This window comes from Shimazuella sp. NTD248 (genome assembly GCF_059510395.1).
On record NZ_JCAJZT010000003.1, the window covers coordinates 333,819 to 356,239 of the forward strand.

A 22,421-nucleotide genomic window follows, 5' to 3' on the forward strand; every position below is an offset into this window, starting at 1 on the left:
GTTGAGCGTTATAATACGAATTTCAACAAGAACAAGGTGATGTCATTGAAAAAGTTAAAAAGTTGGAGAAGTCTTTCCTTTGTCTTATGGATCATAGTTACTACTCTCCTATTATCAACAATGCCTAATCTAGATCATCTAGTAAAAGAAAAAGGACAAGTGACAACTCCAAAAACGGAACAAAGTTACATTGCTAACGAGATGCTCAAACAAATGGAGAAAAAAGGAGGTGAAAAATATGACGTGATAGCGGTCTTTACCAGTGGAAACAATAATGCTTTGACTAGCAAACAAAAAGCACAGATAGCCTCTACTATCAATAAGTTAAAAGCCAAACAAAAACAACTGGGAATTAATGAAATTGTTTCACACTTAGATAATAAAGAAATCGAAAAGCAATTAGTTTCAAAAGATAATACTACAATATTGACGCAAATCTCCATCGACAAAAAGCATGGAGACATATCAAAAGTCACTCAAAAGCTTAACGATATTGTGAAAACAAAAGATGTGAAATCGTATTTAACGGGAAGCGACTTGATCAATGATGATTTTACAAAATCCACACAAGAAGGAGTAAAAAAGACAGAAGTCATTGCAATTATTTTCATTGTCGCTGTGCTAATACTTGTATTCCGTTCTCCAATTGTGCCTATTATTTCTCTTCTTACAGTTGGAGTTTCCTATTTGGTTTCACTGGGCGCAATTGCTCAACTGGTAGATAAGTTGAATTTTCCTTTTTCTAATTTCACACAAGTATTTTTAGTCGTAGTACTGTTTGGAGTTGGCACAGACTATAACATATTATTGTTTACCCGATTTAAAGAAGAACTTAGCAAACAAAGTGATGTACATTTAGCTGTAAAAGCTACACTTCAAGCAGCAGGAAAAACCATATTGTACAGTGGATTAGCCGTTTTTATCGGTTTTGCTTCTCTCCTTTTGGCCAATTTCAAATTGTATCAAGCTACTTCGGGAGTAGCGATTGGAGTTGCGGTTCTACTTCTTGTATTAATAACGTTGAATCCATTTTTTATGGTATTGCTGGGAAAAGGGATGTTCTATCCCATTAAAAAATTTGAAGGACATGGAGAAAGTAAATTATGGGGATTTTTAGCGAAAAATTCAGTGACTAGACCGTTTATTTACGTCGTTCTCGTTTTTACTTTAGCCATTTCGGTTATTTTTAGTTACTCTCGAGTGCTTAACTACAATGACTTGTGGGAAGTTGACAATAAATTTGAATCCAAACAAGGCATTAACACCATAGAAGATCATTTTCCATCCGGGTTTTCCTCTCCAGCAACATTGGTCATTCAATCCAATAAAAAGTTAGACCAAGCAAGTCGTTTACAAACATTAGATGAACTAGCGGATGAAATCTCAAAGGTCAAAGGTGTTGCAGAAGTTTACTCCCCTACTCGTCCAACTGGGGATAAAATTAAAGAATTGTATATAAAAAAGCAGGCAAGTGAACTGAATAAAGGATTAAGTTCTTCCAACACAGGAATTGGAAAAATTAACAAAGGATTAACTTCTGCAAAGGACCAAATGGGCAGCAGTGATACAAGTAGTCTTTCCAATGTACAGAAATTGATTGATGGAACAGATGCTACAAAAAGTGGTGTGTCTAAATTAGAAAATGCCATCAATAAACTTTCAACTGGGATCAATGGTGGTGCAGCAGGAGCACAACAAATCGAAGCTGGTTTAGCTTCATTAAGCCAAAATATCAATACACTTTCTACTGCCACTTCCCAACTTTACTCGGCATACAATCAATTAGCAAATGGATTAAGTTCTTATAGCCAATATTTCAATAGCATCTCTCAAGCAATCGAGAGTGCAGAAAATGGTTACCAACAAATTGAAGCTTCTATGAATAACTTAATCAAAACAAGACCAGACTTAGCAAATGACCCTAACGTGCAACAGACACTAAGAGTTGCTCGATCTGCACAAATCCAATTGAATCAGTTATCCAACCAAGTGAATCAACTTGCTGTCCAACATCAATCGGCCATGGCTTCGTTTAGAAAAGCCAATAATTCTTTGTCGAGAGTTAATGCTGGTTTGAATCAAATGAAAACCGGTGTTGTCCAGTTACGCAAAGGTGCAACTGATTTGAAAACAGGATTGAACCAAGGTGCTACTGGTTCACGTCAAATTGCTAATAAAACAGGCGAACTTCAATCTGGATTAACTCAAATAAATCATGGTCAAGTCCAATTGTTACATGGGCTGAAAGATTTACAAGCAAATATGGGGCAATTGCAGTCCGGTCTTTCTTCCAGCACCAAGGGACTGAATAAAGTAAGCAATGGTCTAAACGATGCGCAAAAGTATTTAAATGGTTTAAGTGAATCTCAGAGTTCTGAACAATTCTACATTCCAACTAAGGTACTAAAAAGTAAGGATTTCCAAAAGTCCTTGAATACGTATATGTCAGATGATAGGAAAATCGCTAAAATGACAATCATTTTAGACGTAAACCCTTATTCACAAGAGGCTATGCCCATTATAAAAGAGATAAATAAACATGTGGATGCTAAATTAAGTGGAACCGATTTAAAAGATGCAAAAGTGGCAATTGGAGGGACAACAGCTAAAAATGTGGATCTAAAGGATGTAACACAAAGCGACTTCTTGCGTACCGCAACGATTATGTTAATTGGTATTGCACTTGTCCTTCTGGTCATCACACGCTCTGTATCGAATTCCATATCTATTATTGTTTCCTTAATACTAGTGTACTTTGCCTCTCTTGGTATTGGGGAATGGATTAGCTCCCATATTTTAAATGTAGAAATAATGAGTTGGAATGTTCCATTCTTTAGTTTTATTATGATCGTTGCTTTAGGCGTTGATTATAGCATCTTTTGGATAATGCGGTATAACGAACTAGAAGGAGATCGGGCAACACGAATGGTAGATGCTTCCCGTCACATTGGCGGAGTAGTATTATCTGCTGCTATTATTTTAGGGGGTACCTTTGCGGCTTTGATTCCTTCAGGTGTGTTAACACTTATTCAAGTAGCATCTGTTGTTGTCGTTGGTCTTTTCTTACTGAGTGTCATAGGTATTCCCATACTATTACCTGCTTTAATGGGCTTAAAGCAAAAGCTTGATCGTTTTATCAAGAAATAAATGAAAGACTCTAGTTGAGCAAAACTAAATACAAAAAACCCCAATCGAAGTTATGCACCTCAGATAAGGACACAAGTCAATTAGCGGACGAAAATAAATAAATGAAACTAGACGGCTTTATTCCTTTATTTTAAAGGAATTAAAGCCGTTTCGTCTTTTTTGTATTATAAAACTGTAGACCATATTAACTTCCTTTTATCACATCCATGCCTTTTTTAAGAGCTTGACACCGAGTTCCATTTCTTCACAAGAAAGATTACTAAAACCGAGTTTAATTATTGGTTCGTCCGAATTATTTATAATGAAGTAGATAGAGGTAGGATACACTTTCACCCCCTGACAAGAAGCACGATGTATTAACCATTCTTCTGAATGCTTTAAGTGTACTTTGATTAATACGTACAAACCAGACTGCTCGCCAATGATAGAAATATTTTGCCCGAATTCTTTTCTTAATACAGATACGACGTGCTGCATTTTTCGTTTATAGACAAGACGCATGCGTTTTATGTGACGACTCCATTCCCCCTCCTCCATAAATTTAGCCATTGTGAGTTGACTAAGAATAGAAGTAGTACTTTCGAAATGAAGAAATTGATTTTTGTAAAGAATTAATAGAGGCTGTGGCAACACCATATAACTTAAACGGATTCCTGGAAGAAAGGACTTGGAGAAATTTCCTAAATATATCACTCTTGCTGAATCAATGGATGCTAGAGCTGGGAATGGTTGTTGTGTATAGCGAAATTCACTATCATAATCGTCTTCAATAATGTACCCAAGCCTCTTGTTAGCCCAATGAATAAGCGCATGACGCTGCTGAATGGGCATACTCACCCCATATGGACTATGATGGGAAGGCGCGACGTAGATGAGGCGTGATTTCATTTGTTCCAATGATGAAAAATCAGCACCTGTTTCATAAACGGGTAAAGTTTCAAGTGTAAAATCATTTAATTGAAAAGCCTCTCTAGCACCATCATATCCAGGGTCCTCTATGATAACACTAGAAACATCATCCTTCAGAATATGACCAAGATAGAGAAGTAACTGCTGAGTACTACTACCAATAATAATGGCAGCTGCATCTGTTCTCACCCCGCGGGATTGAAGCAAATATGCAGCTATTTGTTGGCGCAGATTCACTTCCCCCAAAGGTTCCCCATAAAAAAAGCTCTCTTTCAAAGTTAATACTTGATTGGATATTTTTCTCCAAGTTTTCAGAGGGAAATGCGTTTGATCTACCGTACCCGCACGAAAATCAACAATATAAGGTTTCTCTGATGGTGTTTGCTTTTTGTTAGGAGACGTTGACGATTCTCGGAAAATATAAGGCTCTAATTCATTTACAAAATATCCTTTCTTTCCTTCTCCACGAATATAACCTTCTGCTACAAGCTGCTCATATGCCATTAATGTTGTATTTCGGCTTACCTGAAGGGAGTCTGCAAGTTGACGAATGGAAGGCAATTGCTCGTCTGCCAGTAAGTCGCCTTGTTCAATAAATAATTTAAATTGCTCATATATTTGTTTGTATTTAGGAGCATCATCTTTAAAAGTAAAAATGGTATTTTTCATTTGAATTCTCCTCTGACATGTACTATTAATTCATGTTGTACCTTTTTATATGTCAGTTTATATCTTATTATTTTTTATGAATCATTAACTTATACTGTTTTATCATTTGACTTACGAGGTTATAAGAAGGAGGAGTTTAATCATGTATATTCCTAAGTATTTTAAAGTGACTTCTATTGATGAAATAGAGGAATTTATTTCGAAAAATTCATTTGGAACACTTGTTACAACAAAGAAAAACAGGCCAATCGCTACTCACTTACCTTTATATCTAGAAAAAAATGTTGATGGTCATTACCATATTACAGGGCATATGGCTTATGGAAATCCTCAATGGAGAACATTTAAAGAATCAGAAGAAGTTTTGGTTATGTTTCAAGGACCTCATGCTTATATATCCTCTTCTTGGTACAACCACGAAAATGTTCCTACATGGAATTATCAAGCTGTCCATATCTATGGAAAAGCAGAAATAGTAACAAAAGAAGAGTTAATAGACGGACTTAGCAAACTGTTATATAAATATGAAGGGCATCGTGAAAACCCGATCTTATGGGATAAACTTTCTTCTGATTTGTTAGAGACTGAATTAAAGGGAATTATCGGTTTTAAAATCAAAGTGCAAGAGGCTCAAGCAGCATATAAGTTAAGTCAAAATCGCGATGAAGAGAACAAAAATAATATTGTTCGCAAACTATATGAAGAGAATGATGTGAATTCACATCAGTTGGCAGATGCAATGAAGAAAAGTTGGGAAAAAAATGATTAGAGTTTTTTTATCCTTCTAAACAACAAGTATGGTTTGTAAAAAGAGTTCAAAGTTACATTCTTTATTGTTTTAGGAGTATTTTCCGCTTTTGCGAGCCCCTCTAAAACATAATCGTTAGAAAATGAAATGGAGAGATATTTTGATGCCTAGATTTATCATTGAAGAAGATTTTTGGTCGTTATTCCCTTGTGCAAAAATAGGAACTGTTATTTGTCAGGGAATTGATAACTCAATACAGGACATTGAAACTTACGAGAAGATGCTGCAAGAGGCAGAGAAAGAAACACATAAATTTCTCAATCAGGAGGAATTCAGTAGGAATTCAGTCATATCTGTTTGGCGAGAAGCTTTTCAGAAATTCAAGACTAAAAAAGGCGCGAGGTCTTCCATTGAAGCTTTATTAAAAAGAGTGAAAAAAGGCAACCATATCGGAACAATAAACCCGCTTGTTGATATCTATAATTCCATTTCATTGCGCTATGCGCTTCCATGTGGTGGAGAAGATATCGACAATTTTGCAGGTGATATTCGGCTAACGCAAGCAAATGGAAACGAACCATTTATCCCATTAGGAAATGATGAAAATGCACCTCCATATGAAAGTGAAATTGTTTATAAGGATGATGAAGGTGCAATATGCAGATGCTGGAATTGGCGTGAAGCTCAGAGAACGATGCTAACAGAGAATACAAAAAATGCATTCCTCTGTGTTGAATTGATAGATGAAACAAGAAACGATGAGTTTCATTTGGCACTTAAAGAATTGTCTGAGTTAGTTTCACATCATCTTGGTGGTATTGTGAAGATCGATGTGTTAGATAGGAATAATCGGGAAATTACCATCTTCGGTTAGTCAAATTGCATTTATAGATGGTCTTTGTTCTGGAAATGGTATACCCCTCTTCCCTTGTCGTCGAAGATATCGACGAACTGGGGGATTTTACCCGAACAAGCGAGCTCCTGGTATGGGGCTCGCTCTCTATTTACATATCCTCAACTAAATGGCAACGCTTTTATAGATTGCCTATATCCTCTAATAAGTCTTACTAATAATCTGTATCACTTATTACTAGGTTGAAAATATAACTGAATAGCGAATGCAGCAATTCACGTTTGTATCCAGCTAATCAGTCGGTATTATCTATTGAATTTATTTTTTTCCCAATCGCTTCCTGATACTCTGATTCAAATCTTCTCGATACTTGGCGACATAGGTTTTAGCGTTTGTCACTAGTTCATCGGCAAAGGACGCCACGTCGTCCCCGGTGATTTCCAGCACTTGTCTGCCATCCGCCGCACCTGCTTCGAACAACTCGATTAATTCATACTGAATGCGCAGCATATCCATCCCGCTGCCCGCCGAGAAATTCCACATGTAGTTTTGAATTTTCTTAAATACAAACTGGTAGTCCTCTGGCAAGGCCTCAACTCGTGCCATCATCATCTTATACTCTTTTTTATCACTAATCATTTTTTTGAATATTTCCATCATGCGATTTTTCCTCCTTATTTATAAAGCTGAACAAGACACTACAAAAATATCGGACGAAATATCTTATAAGCTAGATAGACTTCAAGGCGTTGATTTTCGATGAAACAAAATCCCATTTCTTCCAAAACAATTCAAGTTCCTTGCGGCCAGCCTCATTAAGTGAGTAAAACTTGCGTGGCGGCCCCATATCGGACGGTTTCTTTTCTATGTTCACAAGTTTTTTCTTTTCTAATCTCATGAGGATGGTGTAAACCGTTCCTTCCACGACTTCGGTAAACCCTAACACATTCAGTCGGTGGGTAATCTCATAGCCATAGGTTTCATGACGGCTGATGAGTTCCAGTACGCAGCCTTCCAGCGAACCCTTCAGCATTTCAGTTAAATTTTCCATGTTCTTGAGCCTCCTTTATTTCGTCCCTCCTCTATATTACCTGACTTACTTTCAGTATAACGTAGTACCAAGGGGCATTTTTGCCTAATAGCATTTGGAAAATCACGCTATTAAGTATTACTCATTACACGTACATAGTAACACCAAGTAGCAGAAGATGTCAACTTTTTTCCTTAAAATATTTTTGCACCCTACTAAGTACTTCTGTTCCTAAGTTTTTTTACAAAAGAAATCATATTATGAATAACACGATGAATTACAGAAATCAGGACAATCGAAACAATACGATTCGAGTCAGGTTGAAATCCGTTTCAACTCGATTTTTAATTCCTCTGTCACACTTGAAGGTAATGTTTTGATTCTCACTTCTTTTCAAATCTATCTAATTAATACAAGTGAACTCCCACTTCTAGGGTGGTGGGAGTATTCATTTATTGTTCGTTACAAAAATGATCACCTATCCGATACAATTAATACATCTACATATTGCAAACGTTGCATAATCACATTAATAATCGAACCTTTCCAAATCTCATCCCACCGAGTGCGAGCAGACATCCCCATGATGATTTGAGTAATTTGATATTCCTCACACACTTCTACAATCTGTTCCGCTACTTTTCTCGACTTTGCTTCTTGCAGAATAAAGGCCGCTTCAAATTGTTCTGCTAATTTTTTCATCTTCTCTAATTCTTTTTTCTGCCCGTCGTTCATATTACGTGGATGAATGTGCAGAATGGATATCTCCGCATTTAAGCGATCCGCAATTCTCCATCCTCGACGAATCAATTTTTCCGCATTTGGTCCATAGTGGATACAGACAAGTATTTTCTCGTGTGCTCCGGTCGGTTGCTCAATCCCAAGTTCTGTCCGTTCTTTTTCCAGCCTCATATCAATATCATCTGCTACTTCTCGCAACGCTAACTCCCGTAAGGCGACTAAATTTCCTCGACGAAAAAACTGGTTTAAGGCTCGCTCAATCTTATCTTTGCTGTATACTTTCCCTTCCTGAATGCGGTCACGAAGAGTCTCTGGGCTTACATCGATGACTTCTACCTCATCCGCTTCTCGTAACATGGCATCTGGAACTCGTTCGTTTACTTGAATCCCTGTAATGCGTTCCACAATATCGCGAACACTCTCAAGATGTTGGATGTTTACTGCGGTCCATACATGAATCCCGGCTTTTAATATCTCTCCAATATCTTCATAGCGCTTCTTGTTTTTAGAACCAGGGACATTGTTATGAGCAAGTTCATCGACAATTACTACTTCTGGATTTCGTTGTAGTATACCTTCTACATCTAAATCTTGGAGTTCTTTGCCTTTGTAATGGATCATTATCTTTGGGATGATCTCTAAATCTTTGATTTCAGCCGCAGTTGTTTCCCGCCCATGTGTTTCAATTAGTCCAACTACAACATCGATGCCTTTCTCTTTTAAATCGTGGGCATCTCGCAGCATATGAAAGGTTTTTCCAACACCTGGGGCCGCCCCAATGTATATTTTCAGACGGCCTCTTTGCATTTTTTCGATCTTTGCTATAATCTCTCCTGGACTTAATCGTTTATAATTGGTCTCACTTTGTAAACTGCTCATCTTTTCCAAACCCTTTATTTTGCCTGAGATGGCATCCATTTTTGCAAATCCATGTTTAATGCTAATACATTGACATGCGGGTCACCAAAAATTCCAAGCATTCTACCTTCTAAATGTTTCTTCACTAACTGCTCCAATTGCTGTGTTGTTATTCCTGTTGCTTTTGACACAGCAGGAATTTGAAATCGGGCAGCAGCAGGGCTGATATCGGGATCAAGACCAGAGCCTGAATTTGTGATGAGATCCAGTGGGATATCAGCAATAGATTTGCCCGGATTTTTTGCTAACCATTCTTTTGCTGCTTGCTCTGTCCGTTTGATCATCTCTTGATTAGATGGTGCATAGTTTGGTGTTCCAGAAGCAGCTGCATCATAGTGGATGGAAGAAACACGTCCATGAAAATACTTTGGATCTGCAAAAGATTGTCCTATTAAATCAGAGCCAATCGCTTGGTGATGGTTATTGTACACGATACTTCCATTTGCCTGCTTTGGGAAAAGAACTTGGGAGATTCCCGTCATGACAAGGGGATAACCAAGTCCAAACAATACAATCATCACTATTGCTAAACGAATTGCTTTCATCTTACCTGTTCCTCCTTTAGAGAAATAACCCGATTAACAGGTCAATCAGCTTAATCCCAACAAATGGGGCAATTACACCACCAAGTCCATAGATTAGCAAATTACGCCGTAATAGCTGGACAGCGGGCATTGGTTTATAGGCGATTCCCTTCATGGCAAGCGGGATCAATATCGGAATAATGATCGCATTAAAGATCAATGCCGATAAAATAGCACTGGTTGGTGATGCAAGATGCATAAAGTTTAGAGCACTCATTTGCGGAATGGTTACCATAAACATCGCTGGTAAAATCGCAAAGTATTTCGCAATATCATTCGCAATACTAAATGTCGTCAATGCTCCACGAGTCATCAACAATTGTTTCCCAATCGATACGACTTCTATAATCTTCGTTGGATCAGAATCGAGATCAACCATATTTGCAGCTTCTTTCGCAGCAATGGTTCCACTATTCATGGCTAATCCAACATCTGCTTGAGCAAGTGCAGGAGCATCATTTGTACCATCGCCAGTCATAGCAACGAGTTTCCCTTGGGCTTGCTCTTCACGAATTACTCGGATTTTGTCTTCTGGTTTACTTTCGGCTATAAAATCATCTACTCCCGCTTCTTTAGCAATGGTAGCTGCTGTTAAAGGATTATCCCCTGTACACATAATGGTTTTGATTCCCATTTTCCTCAGTTCCGCAAATCGCTCTTGCATCCCAGGTTTTACGGTATCTTTTAAGTAGATAAGACCTACGATTTTGTTTCCAATGGAAACCGCAAGAGGAGTACCACCCTTTCCTGCAATCTCATCACTTTTTGCTTTTAAATCATTTGGAACCTGTCCACCCTGCTCCTGTACAAGTTTTTGAACCGCATCTACAGCACCTTTGCGATAAGAAATCCCACTTCCATCCATACCGCTGATTCTTGTTTCCGCAGCAAAAGAAATAAAAGTCGCTTGCTCATAGGGGGCTGGATCTACTATTAAACCTTGTTCTTTAGCAAGTTCCAAGACCGAACGCCCTTCTGGAGTCTCATCTTTTAAAGAAGCAAGTACAGCGCCTTTCCTCGCTTCTGCTTCGGTTGCTGTCCCCACTGGGATAAACTGTGCTGCCATCCGATTTCCAAAAGTGATCGTCCCTGTTTTATCCAATATCATCGTATTGATGTCCCCTGCTGCTTCGACCGCCTTTCCCGACATCGCCAATACATTAAACCGAGTCACCCGATCCATTCCTGCTATACCTATCGCGGATAGCAAACCTCCAATGGTTGTTGGGATTAAACAAACCAATAAAGCAATTAACGTGGCAATTTGTAACTTCACATTGACATAACCTGCAATCGGTAAAAGGGTAACCACCACCATCAAGAAAATGAGTGTTAAGGTAATGAGCAAGGTGTTTAAGGCTAGTTCATTGGGGGTTTTTTGCCTAGATGCCCCTTCCACCAAGGTGATCATTTTATCTAAGAAAGATTCACCAGGATCAGCAGTGATTTTTACTTGAATGGAGTCACTCACGACTTTCGTTCCACCTGTTACAGAACTAAAATCTCCTCCCGCTTCTTTGATAACAGGTGCAGATTCACCGGTAATTGCCGATTCGTCGATAGAAGCTAATCCCTCGATGATCTCCCCGTCTCCTGGAATCAAATCCCCTGTTTCTACTAAAACCACATCTCCTTTGCGTAAATCAGTTGAGGAAACTTGTTCGATCTCCCCTTTGCTATTCAACCGCTTAGCAATGGTATCTGACTTGGTCTTTTTCAAAGAATCTGCCTGTGCTTTTCCACGTCCTTCTGCAAGCGCTTCAGCAAAGTTGGCAAATAGGGTCGTGAATAACAAAATGAAAAATACAGCGATGGTATAACCAAGTTGATGTTGCACACCAAAAAAAGCAGGCATTAAAATCATGAGCAAGGTAATAACAGTCCCGATTTCTACCACAAACATCACAGGGTTCCGCATCATGATCAATGGATGTAATTTTTTCACACTGTCCACGAGTGCTTGTCTGATAATAGAGCCTTGAAACAGAGATTGTTTTTTTGTTTGGGTTGCCATCATTGTTCTCTCCCTTTCTATCGGATTGTTAAGAACTCTGCAATTGGTCCTAATACGAGTACTGGAAAAAAGGTCAGTGCTCCGACAATCAATACCGTTCCGGTTAAAATCACACCAAAAGTCACATTGTCTGTACGAAAAGTACCAATCGTTTCTGGCACAGGCTGCTTTTTCATCAACGAACTAGCAACCGCTAACATGGCAATGATAGATAGATATCGACCAAGTAACATCACAATCCCAGCGGAGATATTCCAAAAAGGCGTATTGTCTCCTAATCCTTCAAATCCAGAACCGTTATTCGCGGCAGATGATGTATATTGATAAATAACCTGTGTAATCCCATGAAAACCGGGATTGCTAATGGCGTCTGTTCCAAGATGAGTCAGAAATGCAATAGCCGATGGGCCCAAGATCAATAAGGGATGAATCAGAAGTGCAATAACAATGAGCTTCATCTCTTTTGGTTCAATTTTTCGTCCTAAAAATTCTGGTGTTCTCCCTACCATGAGTCCAGCTAAGAAAACCGCAAGAATCGCATACATCAGCATGTTGACAAAACCAATCCCTTTCCCGCCAAATACGTTATTTAACATCATTAACGAGAGAGGAACTAATCCTCCGATTGGAGTCAAAGTATCATGCATGTTATTTACTGTACCTGTCGTAGCAGCAGTCGTTACAGCAGTAAACAAGCTAGTTTGAGCAATCCCAAACCGTACTTCTTTTCCTTCCATACTGCCTTCTGTATGAGAAAACCCCAATTTGTTAAGTGCAGGATTTCCTGCTTGTTCCGCTTGATAAGCTATTCCTAACATCACAATGAAAATAGCAAACATTGTCCCAAAAATAACTCTGCCTTGTTTTTTGTTTTTTACCATACGACCATACATCAGTGGGAGTGCTGCCGAAACAACCCACATCGATAAGATCTCAATTACATTAGTAAGTGCATTGGGATTTTCAAAAGGATGTGCAGAGTTTACTCCAAAAAAACCGCCACCATTGGTTCCAATATGTTTGATTGATTCCAGAGACGCAACGGGACCTAAAGCGATGTTTTGTACTTTTCCTGCTAATGTCGTAACTGTTGTGCTAGCATCTAATGTTTGTGGAACTCCAAGAGCCACTAAGAGCAAGGTTACAATTACCGATAGTGGTAAAAGCACCCGTACATTTGCCCGAACAAAGTCTTGATAAAAGTTTCCAATCAACTTCCCTTTGGTAGATAAGGCACGCATAATGGCAATCCCAACAGCCAAACCAGTTGCCGCTGAGGTAAACATCATCATCGTGACGAAAATCATCTGCGATAAAATAGAAAGTCCTGTCTCTCCGCTATAATCTTGTAAGTTAGTATTGGTCATAAAACTTATAACCGTATTAAAAGTAAGGGTTTGCTCCATATTGCCAATCTTGGCTGGATTCAGCGGTAAAAACTGCTGAAATCGCAAAATCAAATAGGAAATTCCGAGCAGAGCTATATTTGATACAATCAAAGTCAACACATATTTTTTCCAATTTGTTTCTTCTACATTTTTTATCCCAGCTATTCGATAAATAATTTTTTCAAATGGCAAAAAGAACTTATCCAGCTTTGTTTTTTCTTTTGCAAAAACTAGGTAAAGGTATTTGCTTAAAGGTATAGCGATGTTAATGAGTAAAAAGATTATAATGAGAAACTGTAGGAAAGCATTACCCATTTTTCAAAACCTCCATCATTCTTGTTTCCCTTAAAATTTTTCAGGATAAAGTAAAGCATAGATAAGATATACAAAAACAAGGAAAGTAACTGCACCAATAAACCAAATCATGAGGATTCCCCTCCATCTTCTATCTTGCTGCACCAGTGAGTAAATCCAATCAATAGAGCAAAACCTATGATCAATAATAAAATCATCGTGATATCTAGCATGTTCACCCTCCTAATCAAAAGCATTATTTCTCCCAGTGGAATGGAATCGAATAGATCACTCTAATAGGTTTTTCAAATGGACCAAAAATCAACCAAAAAATAAAGAAAGAGCTTTTTTTGAACGCAAAAAACCAACAGATGGTTATCCTGCTGGTTTTTAGGCACAACAAATAACCCTCCTCTCTGAACGCTTACGAGGTTAGCTGTCGGATTCGGATGCTGAGAGTCACCCTACTCTTTTAAAGTTTTATATACGATAAAAGAGATTCACCCCAATTAACACTTAGTGGTTCCCCCGTTCCCTAAGGATTCAGCGACTATAGGGAAAAGATTGTTTTTATGAAATTGAAGTAATCATACTCCTGAGGTATGGGAGTGTAAACATGCATTTAAGACATAAAACTGGCAAAAAGGAATGGTCTCACCTGATGTAAGCGCTTTAAACAGGGGATCTCTCTTCCGTGCTTTCGTTTTTGAATTTTTACTGTTTGTAATTAAATTATATTATATAGGAAGAAGCACAGGGAAATGGAACTGCATCGAGTTGGAAATTTTTTTATTTGGGATTTGCGCGATGTAATATTGAAATACAATATATGAAGAAAAAAAATCTAAGCCAAATAGAAAATGACTTAGGATCACAAGGACACCTAAGCCATTTGGTTTCATTTTTTAATCTTCCAGCTGATAAGGGACAATAGTAATGATAATTTTTTTTACTCGAAGCAAATTTGCCAAGATAAGAAATCCTGTTTGACCATGTAAGAAACTTTGCCACCACTTTTTCGCTATAAATTGAGGCATCATCACCGTTACTTGTGAATGAGATTTGTCTGCTTTCTTTTTCACCTTATCAATAAATCGAGTAAGCGGCAGTAAGACAGTTCGGTAAGGCGAATGAATCGTTACTAACTCTACATCTGTCTCCCATTCAACCCAATTCTTTTCCAGCGTATTGATGGACTCCTGACTTGAGCCTACATACACCGCTATTACATGATTAGAAATTGATTTAGCATAAACAAGCGATTGTTTCACTACTTTCGTTATATCCGCAACTGGAACAATAACCACGTTGTCAGCGCTGTTGATTTCTCTTAATTTAAGTGACAAATTAATTTGTAACTGGTCTGCTACTCGATCATAATGGCGGTGTATTCGATAGAAAATAAAAACGGACAAAGGGAGAAAAATAAGACTCATCCAAATTTGTTCAAACTTGGTGATAAAAAAGATGATTACAATCAAATAACAGATCAAGGCTCCTATAAGATTTATAGAAAACTTAATCACCCAATCTTTCGGCTTGGATCTTATCCACTTCACAACCATTCCCGTTTGAGACAACGAAAATGGAATAAACACTCCGATTGCATAGAGGGGAATTAGGTTTTCTGTGTTTCCTTTGAAAAGAATAATTAAGATAATAGATGCCAACCCAAGTGTCAAAATTCCATTGGAGTACCCTAGTCGATCCCCTCTTACCTTAAATGCTTTTGGCATATATTTATCTCTAGCGAGATTAAACGCAAGTAAAGGAAATGCCGCGAAGCCTGTATTTGCAGCTAACACCAAAATCAGGGCAGTTGTGGCCTGAATAAAATAATATAATATATCCCGTCCAAAGATAGATGAACTCAGTTTGGACAAAACAGTCTCTTTGTCCATCGGAGCAATCCCATACCAATAGGACAAGAAAACTATCCCTGAAAAAAGTATTCCTAAAATAATACCCATAATCCCTAACGTGAACGCTGCATTTTTGGAAGTAGGATCTTTGAAATTTGGTATCGCATTGGAAATCGCTTCTACTCCAGTAAGGGCTGAACAACCTGAGGAAAAAGCTTTTAATATAAGAAACAAACCAACTCCCATCACTGGTGTTCCGATTGAAGATTGGGCTTGTAAATTCACTTGGCCACTTACTATTTGATAGACACCAGCACCAATAAGCAAGATAAGCGCAATGACAAAGGCATAAACTGGATATGCGAGAATAGAAGCAGATTCGGTAAGACCTCTTAAGTTTAGCAAGGTTATTAAAGCTACGAGACATACAGCAATCGTTATTTGATATGGATGAAGAAAAGGAAAAGCAGAAGTAATGGCATCCGTACCCGCTGAGACACTCACAGCAACGGTTAAAATGTAATCAATTAATAATGATCCGCCAGCTATCAAACCAAAAGGTGTCCCTAGATTTTCTTTGGACACCATATAAGCTCCTCCGCCATTGGGATAAGCATGGATAATTTGCCGATAGGACAAAACCAAAGCCGTTAATAATACAAGTACACCTACTGCAATAGGCAAAGAATACCAAAATGCCAAGAACCCAACTGTAGCCAAGACGATAAGAATTTGTTCTGGACCATATGCAACCGAAGATAATGCATCCGAGGACAGAATGGCTAAGGCTTTTACATTGTTCAATCTTTCGTTTTGAGCTTCATTGGATTTCATCGGTCTTCCAATCAAAATTCGCTTCAATTTACGAAACATGAATGTAATTTCCCCTTTATCATAATGATGAAATTCAAATAACTTCCACAAGAAATTTCCAACCATGTTTCCTCAAACTCACCACATAAAAATATCACCTAGGAGATACATATAAAAAATTTATAAATGTATTTAATAACCCCTCTCCCTTATTAAAATTCTATCAATTTCAAAACTCCAATTGTATTAAGTTACTATTAAGATTCTATTTATTTAGACTAATTAAATAAAATTGGAGATTCATACTAATGAATAAAGGAAATAAACGCTCAAGGAAGAAGAACCTGCACAGCACCCTAGAAAATCCAAAACGCTGCAAACCATAAAATGTAATGGTTACAGCGCTTTTTTTAGTAGGAACATTAATTATTCCTCTTAATTATTTTCTTAAGGTTTTAATGCAAATTGTTTCTTTCTCCTGTTAGTCTTTTAAATTCTCTAAACTCTGTGCACCCATTCCAATTCTCTTTAATAAATCAATGAGCTGCTCTTTTTCATCATTTGAGATAAAGGATAAATTATAAGAAATGGTTGCAACGTGTTTGGGGAAAATCTCGTCAAATAGTGATCTTCCTTGTTTTGTCAGGACGACATTAGAAGTCCTTCTGTCATTGGGGTTTGGCCGTCTTTCTACAAACTCTTTTTTTTCTAACTTATCGACAACATATGTGATGCTCCCACTAGGAATTAAAAGTATCTCACTAATTTTTTGGACTGGCTGAGGTCCTTTACTATAAAGAAATTCAAGAATCATAAAATTTTCATCACTAATGTTATGACTTTCAATATCTTTCCGGATATTTTCAGCAACAGCTTTGGAAGCCTTCATCCAAACACGAAACAACCTCAAATCCAGATTACTTTGATCTTGCATTCACCCAGCCTCCATTCAATTTCCATTTTAATCCTTCCTTCATGCTCATAAACTTAAAGCAATGACCCAAAATTGATAAGGAATACAATTAACCCAAGAATCAATAAAACAATCGGCATCATCATTTTGCTAACAGGATCTTTCACTTTGAAATGTGTGAAAATTGCCCCAAGCATTGTCCCAACAATAAATAAACCACCCCATGCCGCTACTTTATCATTCCAAATACCCGAGATAACGAATACTGCTGCAATAACTTCGACCAGACCTGTAAATATTCTAAAGCCTTTTGGATATCCATAACGCTCAAATTCATCCGCCATTTGCTTGGAACTGAACTTCATAAATCCAAACATTAGGAATCCTAATCCTAATAAAATTTGCAGAATAATGGATAAAATGCCCATTAATAATCTCTCCCTTTTATCCTAATGATATTTATCTTAAAAAAAGATATCCTAATAATAGGATAAATATACCCTAACATTAGGATATGTGTTATGTCAACAAAAAAACAACCCAATTTAGGTTTTGGATTGTTGTGTATTATCTACTATCCTTCAGATGCTCTCTCCAATAATTACTTCCACCAATCCTAAAACTTTAGATGAGTAGAACGGATAAATGGAGCGATTCTCCACTTTTGAGAGCGAGTAAATCTTATGTAGTCAAATGTGGGATCAAACAAAATAGAAAGACAAAATTCCTTATATTAAGGAATTTTGTCTTTTGTTACTCTACTCTTTAAAAAGATATTGTAAGTATGCTCGAATTACATCCTTAGATTTCCCTTGAAAAGGAAGTACATGGTCTATCATATCTGGTAAAACATTGATCTCAAGAATTCCTTCATATATTTTATTTATTGGAACACTTATATCCTGACATCTAATATCAACTCCTGCAATATCAATTCGTAATGCTTTTGCTGCCTCTATTGCAATATTAGCGTTAGCAGTACAAATATCGTCAGTGCGATCTATACTTACACCTCCATTCAAAACATTACCACTTAGAGATAAATATACCTGTTCTCCTTTTTCTGGGATATCTTTAAGCGTTTTACCCTGTTTTTCTAAGTGAAAGAGCAAGTTATTTGACTCGATATTTATCTTTTTTAATGGTTTAAATTCTTCAGTGTTACTGCGTCGAAATGGATCTTCATTCAATTTAGCAATGAGCTGCTCTATCGTTGAATAACTATCGCCTTCAATAAATCCAGGTTGATGTTCTAACACACCTACTACTTTTCCATCTATCACTAATACTCGATAATCATAGCCTTCAATATATCTTTGAATAATTATTTTCTCACTATAAGAACTTGCTAACTTAATGGCATGATCGAGTTCATCTTCGTTTTCAATACCTAGTGTAATTCCAATACTACGATTAGTATCGAATGGTTTTACAACTACTTTTTTATATTTGTTTAAAAAATCAACTGCTTCTTCACTTATTTTAGATACCAATATATAATCTGGTATAGGCAATCCAGCTCTTTTCAAGATAAGATTAGAAGCATCTTTATTTTTAGATATAAACCCTGCCATAAATGGTAGCTTGTGCGACCTTGTCTTGTTTATTATAATTTTTTTATTTTTATAAGATAACTCTAAGAAGTCTTCACAATCTGGTATTAACTGCTCACATTTTATTCCCATTTCTCTTGCCTTATCCATTATTAGTTTATTATGTAAATTTTGAACGTTATTTCGGCTCATACAAATCTCTCACTCCTGATTAAAAATCCTACAATTGTCCAGAATTGCGATCAGAAATACCTCGTCATGGCTGAGCACGAGACACTTGATCTGAAGTCTGGTTTGATTCGTCTGGGGATCAGTCAGCGCAGTCTCCATTGAGAAAATGGCTATGTCTTTTCCTCTATCGTACAAAACACCTATAAAAATAGCAAAATCCTGATTAATTCAAATTATTCTCTCCAATGTCCGCTCTAAAACAATCACTTCCTATACTCTTGCTGTTAACTCTTCTGCTAACTCTTTTCCGATGATGGATTCTAAATCATGTACCATTACTGCAAAAGAAATGAGTAGCTCCAACCTACTCATGATACAAATAAACTATTATTTTTGGCTAAAGGCAATTTTTAATCCTATAAGTACGAACAGAAACCCTTGAATAAAGCTGATTTTTTTAGAAAATGTCGGATTTTCACGTAGAAAATAACCTACTTTTCCAGCAAAAAAACTTATTAAAGTGAAAATTACTAGAGCTTGGATTAGAAATAGAAAGCCATAGACGAGCATTTGAAAGGAGACATTACCATTCTCATAGTTAATAAACTGTGGGAAGAAGGCTAAGAAAAACAAAGAAACTTTTGGTTTTAATAAGTTCATTATGACCCCTTTTTTGTATAAAGATTTATAGTCTAAAGAGTCCTCGGTTTCTAGGTTTAAACTTGAACCTTTTTCTTTAAATGACTTATATGCTAAGAATAACAAGTATGCTGCTCCTGCATATTTTACTATGGTGAAAGCTAAAGCTGAATGATAAATTACTGCTGATATTCCGATAGTCGCAGCTGTAATATGTACTAATATTCCTGTACAAAGCCCAAACGTAGTATAGATACCTGCATTTTTTCCTTTTGTTATACTCTGTGCCAAAGTAAATAAGTTATCTGGTCCTGGCATAAGGGTAAGAACTATTGCTGCACCTAGAAAAGATATTACAGATAGAAAATCCACGTTTATCCCTCCAATTTATTTAACATAACCTCTTTGGACTAATTCTTCCGCTTTCTCTGGATTTCGAATGGTATACAAAAATATTCTTCTCGCGAAAAAGGGCTGGAATTCTCCGACTCTTTTTTTGTATATACCATCGCCTTTCATCTTTGTTACCACGCGATTTTACAAAATGTTGGTGGAATCCCATTCGATAATAACAGATTGTTCTCATCCTATCACGGATGATCAAAAGACAAAAAATATTAATCAATGAAAATGAACTTTTTCACATGCCGTTAGTCCTTCTTATATGTAACACATGAACGAAACTTTAAAACAGCAAGAAGGAAGATTTTAATTAGATTATCAACTTTTTCAGTAGATCAATCATTTTACAGGACAATATTTTTGGTAGGATCATTTTTTTGAAAGTTAAACTTCTTTTGGTCCTTATCTATATATTGTGGTTCTTCTTATTCTAGCATATCGCTCATCTAGCAGATTAGTGCTATAAATGGTTTTTTAACAGCGTCTTTAGCCATAGGAGTATAGATGAGTTTCTAAATAGTTATCTGCTTATATGGAGATGCTGATAAATAAAAGGTTTTTCTTTACTATTTTCATTTTCACTCAAAGAAGGGATAGAAATTATGATCATGCTCTTTCGTAAATCTTCTATACTTTTGCTCTTATCGGGGTTAATCGGAGGGTATATAGGATCATGTAGCGGGCTATCCATTGGTTGGCTTATCGGGGCTTTTTCTTGTACCATGGCATTATCTTTATGGAATCCAAAATGGTCTGATATTGAAAATAAAAAAACGATGTCTCCAGATTTTCGAAAAATGGGACAATTTTTATTAGGTGTGCAATTGGGACAGCAAGTTACTTTTGCTATATTAGATACAATTGAAGATAATTCCTATGTTATTGCCCCCATGTTTCTTTTCTCTATTTTTCTAGCTTTGTTATCTGGTTGGGTTTTAAAACGATACAGTAACGTTAATTTAATAACTAGTTTGTTTGCAACAACTCCAGGAGGTACAACTGCAATGTCGTCGATAGCAGATGAAGCTGGTGCTAACATCATGATTGTAAGTATCATCCAACTTATGCGTATGCTATGTGTCATTGTTGTTATCCCTGTTGTACTGCATTTTGTCCATCCAGCCAAATCCATCATTTCTCATCCTGAAACAAGCACTTTGTCCTATCTATCACTATCTTTCAGCATATTTCTATTTGGATGTGCTTGGTTTGGAGGGAAATTAGGAAAATACCTTCGTTTTCCTGCACCGTGGCTGTTTGGAAGCATGTTAATTGTCGCAATAATAGTTTCCTTGAGTTCACTTATTCATTTTCATGTACATATCTGGTTTCCTTTATGGTTTCCTATTCTTGCCCAAGTTTTAATTGGAATCAGTATAGGATCAAAAATAAGAAAAAATATGTTCCATGGAGTTCGAAAACCGGCAATGATAGGAACCATTTTATCTTTTTGCTTTGTTTGTATCATGTGTTTTTGTTCCATTATTCTGTCTAATCTCACTGGAATACCATTTACTACTACTCTTCTAGCTTTTGCACCAGGAGGTGTTGCTGAAATGGCTACTACATCTCTAGCAGTAAATGCTAATGTTGCATTTGTAGTTGCTGTTCAACTTATGCGTCTTATTATTTCTCTCTTGCTCTTACCACTAGTATTTAAAATATTAGTCAAGACATATATGAAAGGATGAACGCATCGAAGCCATTGACTCGATGCGTTCGTTTTATAATTTTTATATCATTCATCATCGACAGGTTCTAACCAATCTGTTTCTACTGTTGTAATGGCTAAATGTACAAACCAACTATCTTTTGTCGACAGACTGATAGATATTAAACTTCGTTCAAACATCTCAAAAACAGATTTTCCAAGTAAGCTAACGACTGTTGTGCATATTTAACAGGTGGATAAACAAGTGGATCCTGTTCTCCTTCAATCATCAACCAACCTGAATACTTATCTGCGATCAATTGTCGCATCAGTGGTTCAAAATCAAATGCTCCTGTTCCTGGTACCGTGAACACTCCACGACGAATACTTGTAAGGAAATCAGCTTCATCTTGTTGGGATTGCAACAATAATTCATGACGGATATCTTTCAAATGAATATAAGTGATCCTATCATGGTATTTTTGATATAAACCCATCGGATCTATTCCACCGTAAATAGCATGTCCGGTATCAAAGAGAAGCGTAACAAGCTCTGGATCGGTCAGCTCCATTAACTGATCTACTTCTGCTTCCTTCTCTATGACAGTACCACCATGATGATGATAAGCTAACTGTAATCCAAATTCTCGTGCAATCTCTCCAGCTTGATTTAATCCTGTTGCCAGTGCTTCCCATTTTTCTTCTGTAAGAGTTTCTACTTCCTTCTCTTGTTTACTGCGAGTTGGGTCCCAATGAAGAGATCCGCCTATTTCTGCTGTACTGATCACTTTGCTTCCCATTTGTTGCAGAAACTGAGCATGTTCCCGATAAGCTTGGAGCTCTTGTTTACGAACTTCTGGATCAGGATTGGAGAACCATACTGATTTCCATTGACTGACCAATTGTATATTACGCTTCTGCAATTCTTTACGGAGTAAAAGCGGATCTACTGGAAATTTGCGACTCATTTCCGTGCCTTTTAAGCCCAAAGCGTTCATCTCATCTAGTACTTGTTCATAGAGATAATGATCTCCATGTTCACGAACATCCTCGCCAATCCAATTGATAGGATGTATCCCAATCTGAAAAGGATATTCTTGTTGTCCCATGTTTTCACCTTCA

At 37.0% G+C, this 22,421-nt stretch carries 18 protein-coding genes, 1 pseudogene and 1 riboswitch; of the genes and pseudogenes, 4 read left to right on the forward strand and 15 right to left on the reverse strand.

What is annotated here, in order from left to right; genetic code table 11:
* The first annotated feature begins 45 nt into the window (after positions 1-45).
* Positions 46-3,147 carry an MMPL family transporter gene (locus AC5WOE_RS08890; protein ID WP_496052394.1) on the forward strand — a complete coding sequence of 1,034 codons (3,102 nt, stop codon included), beginning with the start codon at positions 46-48 and terminating at the stop codon, positions 3,145-3,147.
* A gap of 198 nt (positions 3,148-3,345) precedes the next feature.
* Here the strand turns inward: AC5WOE_RS08890 and pdxR are convergent, their stop codons facing one another.
* Positions 3,346-4,725 carry a MocR-like pyridoxine biosynthesis transcription factor PdxR gene (pdxR, locus tag AC5WOE_RS08895; protein WP_496052395.1) on the reverse strand — a complete coding sequence of 460 codons (1,380 nt, stop codon included), beginning with the start codon at positions 4,723-4,725 and terminating at the stop codon, positions 3,346-3,348.
* A 142-nt stretch (positions 4,726-4,867) separates the two neighbouring features.
* Here pdxR and AC5WOE_RS08900 point away from each other — a divergent pair, with 142 nt between their 5' ends.
* Both AC5WOE_RS08900 and AC5WOE_RS08905 read left to right on the forward strand, forming a co-directional pair.
* A complete protein-coding gene (locus AC5WOE_RS08900) occupies positions 4,868-5,494 on the forward strand; it encodes an FMN-binding negative transcriptional regulator (protein ID WP_496052396.1) in 627 nt (208 codons plus the stop codon).
* A gap of 142 nt (positions 5,495-5,636) precedes the next feature.
* On the forward strand, positions 5,637-6,347 hold the full coding sequence (locus tag AC5WOE_RS08905; protein WP_496050740.1) for a B3/B4 domain-containing protein: 711 nt from the start codon (positions 5,637-5,639) through the stop codon (positions 6,345-6,347).
* A gap of 297 nt (positions 6,348-6,644) precedes the next feature.
* Here AC5WOE_RS08905 and AC5WOE_RS08910 read toward each other — a convergent pair whose 3' ends face one another.
* The 12 genes from AC5WOE_RS08910 to AC5WOE_RS08965 form a co-directional block, all read right to left on the reverse strand.
* Complete coding sequence (locus AC5WOE_RS08910; protein ID WP_496050651.1) at positions 6,645-6,986, reverse strand: DUF1048 domain-containing protein; 342 nt, start codon at positions 6,984-6,986, stop codon at positions 6,645-6,647.
* Positions 6,987-7,056: 70 nt separating this feature from the next.
* The gene (locus tag AC5WOE_RS08915) at positions 7,057-7,377 is read right to left on the reverse strand and encodes a PadR family transcriptional regulator (protein ID WP_496050652.1); all 321 of its coding nucleotides are present in this window, start codon (positions 7,375-7,377) and stop codon (positions 7,057-7,059) included.
* Between the two features lie 453 nt (positions 7,378-7,830).
* Positions 7,831-8,976 (reverse strand): KdpD-like non-kinase potassium sensor, encoded by a 1,146-nt coding sequence (kdpDN, locus tag AC5WOE_RS08920; RefSeq protein ID WP_496050653.1) that lies wholly within the window; start codon positions 8,974-8,976, stop codon positions 7,831-7,833.
* 14 nt (positions 8,977-8,990) lie between these two features.
* Positions 8,991-9,560 (reverse strand): potassium-transporting ATPase subunit KdpC, encoded by a 570-nt coding sequence (gene kdpC, locus AC5WOE_RS08925; protein WP_496052397.1) that lies wholly within the window; start codon positions 9,558-9,560, stop codon positions 8,991-8,993.
* 16 nt (positions 9,561-9,576) lie between these two features.
* On the reverse strand, positions 9,577-11,613 hold the full coding sequence (kdpB, locus tag AC5WOE_RS08930) for a potassium-transporting ATPase subunit KdpB (protein ID WP_496052398.1): 2,037 nt from the start codon (positions 11,611-11,613) through the stop codon (positions 9,577-9,579).
* Positions 11,614-11,630: 17 nt separating this feature from the next.
* Positions 11,631-13,316: a potassium-transporting ATPase subunit KdpA gene (gene kdpA, locus AC5WOE_RS08935; protein WP_496050656.1), complete on the reverse strand. Its 1,686-nt coding sequence runs from the start codon at positions 13,314-13,316 to the stop codon at positions 11,631-11,633.
* Between the two features lie 30 nt (positions 13,317-13,346).
* Entirely contained in the window at positions 13,347-13,427 is an 81-nt protein-coding gene (gene kdpF, locus AC5WOE_RS08940) for a K(+)-transporting ATPase subunit F (RefSeq protein ID WP_496050741.1), read from the reverse strand.
* A gap of 275 nt (positions 13,428-13,702) precedes the next feature.
* Positions 13,703-13,854: riboswitch (cyclic di-AMP (ydaO/yuaA leader) on the reverse strand.
* Positions 13,855-14,200: 346 nt separating this feature from the next.
* Positions 14,201-16,030, reverse strand: a complete 1,830-nt coding sequence (locus tag AC5WOE_RS08945) for an APC family permease (protein WP_496052399.1) — start codon at positions 16,028-16,030, stop codon at positions 14,201-14,203.
* A 421-nt stretch (positions 16,031-16,451) separates the two neighbouring features.
* On the reverse strand, positions 16,452-16,904 hold the full coding sequence (locus AC5WOE_RS08950) for a MarR family winged helix-turn-helix transcriptional regulator (RefSeq protein WP_496052400.1): 453 nt from the start codon (positions 16,902-16,904) through the stop codon (positions 16,452-16,454).
* A 53-nt stretch (positions 16,905-16,957) separates the two neighbouring features.
* Positions 16,958-17,311, reverse strand: coding sequence for a DoxX family protein (locus AC5WOE_RS08955; protein ID WP_496052401.1), 354 nt, complete (start codon positions 17,309-17,311; stop codon positions 16,958-16,960).
* Between the two features lie 330 nt (positions 17,312-17,641).
* On the reverse strand, positions 17,642-18,628 hold the full coding sequence (locus tag AC5WOE_RS08960) for an ATP-grasp domain-containing protein (RefSeq protein WP_496052402.1): 987 nt from the start codon (positions 18,626-18,628) through the stop codon (positions 17,642-17,644).
* Positions 18,629-18,994: 366 nt separating this feature from the next.
* A complete protein-coding gene (locus AC5WOE_RS08965) occupies positions 18,995-19,618 on the reverse strand; it encodes a LysE family translocator (RefSeq protein ID WP_496052403.1) in 624 nt (207 codons plus the stop codon).
* 632 nt (positions 19,619-20,250) lie between these two features.
* Between AC5WOE_RS08965 and AC5WOE_RS08970 the strand changes: the two genes are divergently transcribed.
* Positions 20,251-21,339, forward strand: a complete 1,089-nt coding sequence (locus tag AC5WOE_RS08970) for an AbrB family transcriptional regulator (protein WP_496052404.1) — start codon at positions 20,251-20,253, stop codon at positions 21,337-21,339.
* Between the two features lie 47 nt (positions 21,340-21,386).
* On the opposite strand, the pseudogene AC5WOE_RS08975 reads toward AC5WOE_RS08970, so the two are convergent.
* Together AC5WOE_RS08975 and iolE are read right to left on the reverse strand one after the other, a co-directional pair.
* A pseudogene (locus tag AC5WOE_RS08975) lies at positions 21,387-21,467 on the reverse strand (gamma-carboxymuconolactone decarboxylase); the annotation flags it as partial.
* A 14-nt stretch (positions 21,468-21,481) separates the two neighbouring features.
* Positions 21,482-22,408 carry a myo-inosose-2 dehydratase gene (iolE, locus tag AC5WOE_RS08980; RefSeq protein ID WP_496052405.1) on the reverse strand — a complete coding sequence of 309 codons (927 nt, stop codon included), beginning with the start codon at positions 22,406-22,408 and terminating at the stop codon, positions 21,482-21,484.
* Positions 22,409-22,421: the final 13 nt, after the last annotated feature.

What these genes read in the sequence shown, in the direction of transcription:
- pdxR (WP_496052395.1), bottom strand. Translation starts at nt 4,725, where the DNA reads ATGAAAAATACCATTTTTACTTTTAAAGATGATGCTCCTAAATACAAA.
- AC5WOE_RS08900 (WP_496052396.1), top strand. Translation starts at nt 4,868, where the DNA reads ATGTATATTCCTAAGTATTTTAAAGTGACTTCTATTGATGAAATAGAG.
- AC5WOE_RS08905 (WP_496050740.1), top strand. Translation starts at nt 5,637, where the DNA reads ATGCCTAGATTTATCATTGAAGAAGATTTTTGGTCGTTATTCCCTTGT.
- AC5WOE_RS08910 (WP_496050651.1), bottom strand. Translation starts at nt 6,986, where the DNA reads ATGATGGAAATATTCAAAAAAATGATTAGTGATAAAAAAGAGTATAAG.
- AC5WOE_RS08915 (WP_496050652.1), bottom strand. Translation starts at nt 7,377, where the DNA reads ATGGAAAATTTAACTGAAATGCTGAAGGGTTCGCTGGAAGGCTGCGTA.
- kdpDN (WP_496050653.1), bottom strand. Translation starts at nt 8,976, where the DNA reads ATGAGCAGTTTACAAAGTGAGACCAATTATAAACGATTAAGTCCAGGA.
- kdpC (WP_496052397.1), bottom strand. Translation starts at nt 9,560, where the DNA reads ATGAAAGCAATTCGTTTAGCAATAGTGATGATTGTATTGTTTGGACTT.
- kdpB (WP_496052398.1), bottom strand. Translation starts at nt 11,613, where the DNA reads ATGGCAACCCAAACAAAAAAACAATCTCTGTTTCAAGGCTCTATTATC.
- kdpA (WP_496050656.1), bottom strand. Translation starts at nt 13,316, where the DNA reads ATGGGTAATGCTTTCCTACAGTTTCTCATTATAATCTTTTTACTCATT.
- kdpF (WP_496050741.1), bottom strand. Translation starts at nt 13,427, where the DNA reads ATGATTTGGTTTATTGGTGCAGTTACTTTCCTTGTTTTTGTATATCTT.
- AC5WOE_RS08945 (WP_496052399.1), bottom strand. Translation starts at nt 16,030, where the DNA reads ATGTTTCGTAAATTGAAGCGAATTTTGATTGGAAGACCGATGAAATCC.
- AC5WOE_RS08950 (WP_496052400.1), bottom strand. Translation starts at nt 16,904, where the DNA reads ATGCAAGATCAAAGTAATCTGGATTTGAGGTTGTTTCGTGTTTGGATG.
- AC5WOE_RS08955 (WP_496052401.1), bottom strand. Translation starts at nt 17,311, where the DNA reads ATGGGCATTTTATCCATTATTCTGCAAATTTTATTAGGATTAGGATTC.
- AC5WOE_RS08960 (WP_496052402.1), bottom strand. Translation starts at nt 18,628, where the DNA reads ATGAGCCGAAATAACGTTCAAAATTTACATAATAAACTAATAATGGAT.
- AC5WOE_RS08970 (WP_496052404.1), top strand. Translation starts at nt 20,251, where the DNA reads ATGATCATGCTCTTTCGTAAATCTTCTATACTTTTGCTCTTATCGGGG.
- iolE (WP_496052405.1), bottom strand. Translation starts at nt 22,408, where the DNA reads ATGGGACAACAAGAATATCCTTTTCAGATTGGGATACATCCTATCAAT.